Below are 6,572 nucleotides of genomic sequence, written 5' to 3' on the forward strand. Positions count from 1 at the left end.
CCCACCACCCCCGCAGCCAGGCCTCTTCGGCGGGAATCACCCCTTCCCCTTCGCACCCGGACCGGTGAAGCCCGGCCATGGGCGCACACATTGCTCTACAAGCCTGTAGATTCAAGATCGCGTCGCGACCAAGGGGGCCGGAGGCGCGGCGGCACCGGCAGAACCCGGTACGCCGCGGCCGCCGGGCAGGACCATCATCTCAACGAAAACGAAGGGGAGAACGCCACGATGGTGTTCAAGCGGTTGCTCGGGGCGATCGGTGCGGGCGCGCCGTCGGTGGACACGGTTCTGGACGGCGGCGGCCTGGCACTGCCGGGTGGCAGCCTGTCCGGCCAGGTCCATCTCGAAGGCGGCCGGACGGATGTGGTGATCGAGCACATCACACTGGAACTGGTCGCCCGGGTCGAAGCCGAGCACGAGGACGGCGAGAGCGAGGGGGTGGTCGTCTTCGATCGCGCGACGGTCGGCGGCGGTTTCCGACTGGCCGAGGGCGAGCGGCAGAGTGTGCCGTTCCGTCTGGTCCTCCCCTGGGAGACCCCGGTGACCGAGCTGTACGGCCAGCCGCTGGGCGTCGTCCTGGGGGTACGGACCGAGCTGGGCGTCGCGGGCGCCAGGGACCGGGGCGACCTCGACGCGCTGCGGGTGGGCCCGCTGCCGGCCCAGGAGGCGATCCTGGAGGCCTTCGGACAGCTCGGGTTCGGCTTCACCTCCGCGGACCTGGAGTACGGCCACATCCACGGCACCGGGCAGACGCTCCCCTTCTACCAGGAGATCGAGCTGAGCCCGCCCCCGCGGTACGCGCACGCCGTCAACGAGATCGAGGTGACCTTCCTCGCCACCCCCGGCGGCCTGGAGGTCGTGCTGGAGGCCGACAAGCGCGGCGGCCTGTTCGGCGGCGGCCATGACGCGGTGAACCGCTTCACCGTCTCCCACGACAGTGTCCAGTACACCGACTGGAACGCCGAGGTCGACGGCTGGATCCAGCAGTTGGTGGCGCACCACTCGGCGCCGGCGGGGCATGGCGCCCCCTACGCGTCGTACGACCACGGCGCGGCCCACCATGACCCGCACCACGGCCACCACCACGAGGAGCACCACCGCTCCGGGCCCGGCACCGGTGCCGTGGTGGCGGGTGTGGCCGCCGGTGTCGCGGTCGGGGTGGTCGGCGGCATCGTCGCGGCCGAAATGCTCGATGACGACGACGATGACGACGATGACGACGAGGGCGGGGAGGAAGGGGAGGACTGAGCGGCGTCCCGGCGAGGCCGGCTGACGCCCTCTTCGCGGGCCCGCTCGGTCGGCGGCGGTCACCGCGGCGCGGGTCGCCCCCGCGGCGCGGCACCGACTGGTCCGGCCTGGCCCCGCACCGCCCGCACATCGACGAGTTCGTCTTCGATCGCCCCGAGTGCCGGCGGCGGCTTCGCCGTGCCGAGGTGGACGCCCCGGTGCGGTGGCCGGCCGGCGGCACCCTGCTCACCTGCGCGTCGACATGACGCCCCGCGCGGCTCGTGGTCTCCGGTACGGGCCGCGTTCACGGCGCCGGAGCCGCGCACGGACGCACGCGACGCCGCTGATCGGGCCGGACAACGCGCGTCCGCGCACTGCCGTGGGTCGAGGCGGTCGTCGCCGCGTCGGGCCGGCCGGTCTTCGCCGTGGCGCGGGCCGCCGCCCCGGTGCTGCGCCCGCTGATGTGCCGTACGGCCAGGCGGCTGTGGCGCATCCCGGCGTCACCTTTCCTTTCGCCGGTCGCCCACCACCTCTCGCGCGGCGCGCGTGCCCGACGCCAGGGCACCCTGCACGGAGCCGGTCGCCCGGTGGTCCCCGCACACGTATCGCCCCGGGCCGAGGCGAGTGGTGCGGCTCAGCGGCCAGGGGGGAAGCATCGCCGGCAGCGCACCCTCGACCGTGCAGGCCGTGACCTGTCGCCAGCCGCTCGTGTCGGTGCCGTACAGCTCGGCCAGACGCCGGAGCACCGCCTGTGCCCTGCCGGGCAGGTCCGTTCCCAGTGCGGAGGTGGAGACCAGTGCGGTGCCGGGGGGCGCGTAGGTGGGAGCGACCTCGCTGAGGACGCAGCTGTTCAGGATCGCTCCGGTGCTGTCCACCATCAGGATCGGTTCGGCCATCGGCGGGCTGTCGGTGGCGTGGTAATAGGTGGTGACGGTACGGGTGTCCGGCACGGTCAGATCCGGCAGCAGGCTTGCGGCGGTCGCCGCGTCCGTCGCCACCACGACGACCCGGGCCGGCACCTCACTCCCGTCCCCGAGCAGCACCCCGGCGTCGGTGACCTCCGCGACGGGCGTACCGAGGCGCAGGACGCCGTCGGGCAGGCCGTCGGCGAGCTGGGCCGGTACGGCGCCGATGCCCTCCGCCGGCAGGCACAGAGACCCCCGGACCATGCTCCGCCAGACCAGGTGGAAGAACCGCGCGGAGGTCTCCAGCCGGTCCTCCAGGAAGACGCCGGACAGGAACGGCCGCAGGATGTCGTCGATCACGGCGTCGGACAGTCCCGCCCTGGACAGGGCTGCCGAGGTGGACCGGTCCTGGCGCAGCCCGGTGGTGGACACGGGCAGCACGGCGTCCCGTGCGGTGAGTGCCGCCAGCGCGGCGAGATCGCGGGCCGACAGGGCCCGCCCCGGCAGCAGCGTCCCTGCCGCACGGGGCTCCCTGGTCGGATCGGCGAGGCGGACAGGCCCGTTCGAGGTGTGCGCTACGACGCCCGCGGTGAACGGCCGCAGCCGCAGGCTTCTCAGCTCCAGACGCCGCTTCACCTGCGGATAGGATGTATTGAACACCTGGAAGCCCCGGTCCAGCAGGAATCCGTCCCGCCGGTCCGTGCGCATCCGGCCGCCCACACCGTCGGACGCCTCCAGCAGGGTCACCCGCCATCCGGCGCGGCACAGGTCCAGGGCGCACGCCAAGCCGGCCAGGCCCGCACCGACGACGACCGCGTCCGGTGCCCGGCGATGTTCGTCACTCATGCTTCTCCTCGGTCGACGCCGTACCCGCGACACCCCGGAGGCGGAGGCCGTCCGCTCGGCCCCTCCGCCTCCGTCCGTACCCGCAACCGGCCGACACGGACCAGTGGCGCAACGTGGTGCGAGCGCGACGACGCCCGCCGGCGAACGACCGGGCCGCGACCGCCTGTCCAGCGGACCACGTCTGTCGGCCGATGCCCAGGCGCCACGACCAAGTGCCGTCAGACGACAACACGTCACGGGGACACCGGCGACTCCCTGCCTGCGGCCAGGACGCGGCGTCTGTCCCTGATCGAATCGGCCGGACAGGACGTTGCGCCCGCCCGGCTCGTCCGCGGCCGCCATGGGCGCTGCTGCCCGCCGCGGTCTCGACCGTGACGCCGTTCTGCGGCATGTCGTGACCGATCTCCTCCTCCAGGTCAAGGGAGTGCCGGGCGGGAATGGCGTCGCCTCGGAGTGAATGAGGCACATGGGAGCGTCGTGCGCGCCGGACGCGCGGTTCCTGACGGCCCTGTCCTTCCACGTGTCCCAGCTGCCCGGGTGCATCGTGGTGTCGATGTCGTCGGGGTCGGGGAAGCAGCGGGCGAGGTTGGCGGCGCTGTCGCGGACCTTGCGTTGCTCGTCCGTGCTGTCCTCGTGGTCGGACGACAGGGCAGGGTGTCGTGGCGCGAACCGAAGGGAAAGACCGTGGTGGCGAACGGACAGCGGGACCGGGAACGGGTGCACCGTCCGGTGACCGGCGCGTCCCGGTACATCGGCGGACGCCTCGTGCCGGAGCTGCTGGAGGCCGGTCATCAGTGCGGTGTCTGGTCTGCACACCGGCCGAACTCTGTGACCAGCACTGGGCGGCCCATGCCGAAGGCGTGCGGGGAGACGTCACCGACCCGCATTCCGTCGCCGAGGCCGTGCACTGTGTTGACGTCGCCTCCTACCTGGTGCGCGCCCTCGGGTCGGGTTCCGGCTTCCAGGACACCGGCCGTCGCACGGCACGCGTCTTCGCCCAGCAGGCGCGCGGGGCGGGCGTGCGGAGGATCGTCGTCTTCCACACCGTCGTCTTCGACGGTGTGGCGCGCAACGTCAGCCAGGCCACCCGCCAAGGGTTCGACCGCCTGCGGGAGTGATCGATCGCGACGCAGCCGGCGTCGACGCGGCCGACGAAGTATGGAGCAATGAGCGCCCGTTCACGCACCACTGCGCCAGGAGTGACGCCATGACCGTCGCGGTCGTCCTGTTCACCTCGGACCTGCGTCTGCACGACCATCCGCCACTGCACGCCGCGCTCAAGGCGGCGGACGAGGTGGTGCCGCTGTTCGTTCTCGATACCGGAATCCACGCGGCGGGCTTCGACGCGCCCAACCGCAGAGCCTTCCTCGCCGACTGCCTCAGCGACCTCGACTCCTCACTGCGCCGCCGCGGTGGCCGGCTCGTGGTCCGCACAGGACCGGTGGTCCGGGAGGTCCGCGCGGTCGCCGCCGAGTGCGGGGCCACCGAGGTGCACGTGGCCGCGGGCGTCACCGCGTACGCCCACCGCCGCGAGGAACGGCTGCGCGAGGAACTCGGCGGCGGTGACGTGGCACTGCGTGTGCACGAGACAGTGATCACCGCCGTCGCCCCGGGTGCGGTGACGCCCTCGGGCTCCGACCACTTCGCCGTGTTCACCCCCTACTTCCGCCGCTGGTCCCAGGAGCCGCCGAGAAAGCCCCTGGCCGCGCCGCGCACCGTGCGCGTCCCCCACGGAGTGCGTGGCGAGCCACTGCCCGATCGCGCGGACGTGGCCGGTACCTCGCCCGGCCTGCCGACCGGAGGGGAAACCGCCGGACGTGACCGGTTCGCGCGGTGGTCGCGTTCCGGACTGTCCCGTTACGAAGACCGGCACGACGACCTCGCGGCCGACGCCACGTCCCGGCTGTCGCCGTATCTCCATTTCGGTGCGCTCTCCCCGGTGGAGCTCGTCCACCGGGCCCGCAGGCACGGCGGGTCCGGCGCGGAGGCATTCGTACGCCAGGTGTGCTGGCGGGACTTCCACCACCAGGTGCTGGCGGCCCGGCCCGAGGCATCGGTGAAGGACTACCGCACCCGCCATGACCAGTGGCGTGACGAAGAGGACGCCGTCGAGGACATCGCCGCGTGGCGGGACGGGCGGACGGGCTATCCGGTCGTCGACGCGGCCATGCGCCAGTTGCGCCACGAGGGCTGGATGCACAACCGAGCACGGCTGCTGGTGGCGAGTTTCCTGACCAAGACGCTGTACGTCGACTGGCGGATCGGCGCCCGGCACTTCCTGGACCTCCTCGTGGACGGCGATGTCGTCAACAACCAGCTCAACTGGCAGTGGGTCGCCGGCACGGGCACCGACACCCGCCCCCACCGCGTCCTCAATCCGCTCGTTCAGGCCAAGCGGTTCGATCCGGATGGCACCTACGTGCGCCGCTGGGTCCCCGAGCTCACGGGCGTCGACGGCGGGAAGGTGCACGAACCCTGGCGCCTCCCGGCAGAGGAACGCGAGGCCCTCGACTACCCGGACCCGCTCATCGACCTCGCCGACGGGCTCGCGCGCTTCAAGCACGCCCGCGGCCGCGACTGACGAGACACGTCGTGCACTGGCTCGGCGACCGACTCGGTCCCCATTCCCTCACCCGGGCGAAGAGGGACCCAGGCACGAAACTCCCCCCGCCCGGTGATCTCCTCGATGCTGTCCAGCATGGAGGGCGGGTAGGAGGGGCGGTTCGCGGCGTACTGGGTGGCGGCCCTGTCGAAGGAGTGGGCGCGGGCGGCGTCGGATGCGGTCATGCCGCCATCCTCGCCCCTCGGCCGGCCTGTTGTGCGGCGCATGATCGACCCGCCCCGCGCGGTCCGTTCCGCGGCGGCCCCGGGGTGCGGCGGTTCAGTCCCCGTCGGGCTTCCTGAGCGCCGCCGCGACCAGCCCCCGGATCTCCTGCCGCGCGACATGCCCGCCGCCCACCAGCCGGTCGAAGACCAGGCCGTCCACGCAGGCCAGCAGGGTGAGCGCGCGCGCCTCGGCCTCCGCCACGCCCTGCGCGGCCAGAAAGGCGCGGACGGCGGTGTGCGCCGCGTTGTCGCGCGGCACCAGGATCTCGCGCAGTTCCGGGTGGCGTGCGCTCTCGACGGTGCAGGCGTAGCGGGCGAGGGAGCGCTGCCGCCCGTCGCCGGTGAGCCGCAGCTCGGTGAAGCCGGCGATGGCCTCCGTCAGCTCCTCGGCGCTCCGCGGCACCGGGGTCGCCTCCCCCAGTGCCTGGAGTTCGGCCTGGTCGCGTTCGACCAGCCGGTGGACCAGCGCGGTGAGCAGCGCCGTACGGGTGCGCAGGTACGCCGAGGTGGTGCCGGACGGCAGGCCGGCCGCCCGGTCGACGGCGCGATGGGTGAGCCCCCTGGTCCCCTCCTCGGCGAGGACGGTGATGGCCGCGTCGGCGAGGACGGTGCGTCGGTCGGATGCCATACCCCCCTTTCTACATCAGTAGAAGCCCGCTCTATGCTCTTCTCCAAGTTCTTCTACAGCTGTAGAAATCATGGCTACGGATGAAGGAGCCGGTGGCATGGGCAAGAGCGCAGTGGTGGTGGGCGGGGGCATCGGAGGGC

Annotated in this window: 4 protein-coding genes and 2 pseudogenes; 4 read left to right on the plus strand and 2 right to left on the minus strand. The window is 72.7% G+C overall.

Annotated elements, in window-relative coordinates:
* Window positions 1-228 precede the first annotated feature (228 nt).
* Together E4099_RS27105 and E4099_RS34575 are read left to right on the plus strand one after the other, a co-directional pair.
* Window positions 229-1,248: a sporulation protein gene (locus E4099_RS27105; protein WP_135341759.1), complete on the plus strand. Its 1,020-nt coding sequence runs from the start codon at window positions 229-231 to the stop codon at window positions 1,246-1,248.
* Window positions 1,249-1,515: 267 nt separating this feature from the next.
* Window positions 1,516-1,718, plus strand: a pseudogene (locus E4099_RS34575) (DUF5914 domain-containing protein); the annotation flags it as partial.
* Between the two features lie 9 nt (window positions 1,719-1,727).
* Here E4099_RS34575 and E4099_RS27115 read toward each other — a convergent pair.
* Window positions 1,728-2,978 (minus strand): NAD(P)/FAD-dependent oxidoreductase, encoded by a 1,251-nt coding sequence (locus E4099_RS27115; protein WP_135341760.1) that lies wholly within the window; start codon window positions 2,976-2,978, stop codon window positions 1,728-1,730.
* A gap of 684 nt (window positions 2,979-3,662) precedes the next feature.
* Here E4099_RS27115 and E4099_RS27120 point away from each other — a divergent pair.
* Together E4099_RS27120 and E4099_RS27125 are read left to right on the plus strand one after the other, a co-directional pair.
* A pseudogene (locus E4099_RS27120) lies at window positions 3,663-4,012 on the plus strand (NAD(P)H-binding protein); the annotation flags it as partial.
* Between the two features lie 173 nt (window positions 4,013-4,185).
* The gene (locus tag E4099_RS27125; RefSeq protein ID WP_135341761.1) at window positions 4,186-5,559 is read left to right on the plus strand and encodes a cryptochrome/photolyase family protein; all 1,374 of its coding nucleotides are present in this window, start codon (window positions 4,186-4,188) and stop codon (window positions 5,557-5,559) included.
* A 300-nt stretch (window positions 5,560-5,859) separates the two neighbouring features.
* Here E4099_RS27125 and E4099_RS27135 read toward each other — a convergent pair whose 3' ends face one another.
* Window positions 5,860-6,432, minus strand: a complete 573-nt coding sequence (locus E4099_RS27135) for a TetR/AcrR family transcriptional regulator (protein WP_135341762.1) — start codon at window positions 6,430-6,432, stop codon at window positions 5,860-5,862.
* Window positions 6,433-6,572: the final 140 nt, after the last annotated feature.

The sequence above is a fragment of the Streptomyces palmae genome (assembly GCF_004684805.1).
Classification (GTDB): Bacteria; Actinomycetota; Actinomycetes; order Streptomycetales; family Streptomycetaceae; genus Streptomyces; species Streptomyces palmae.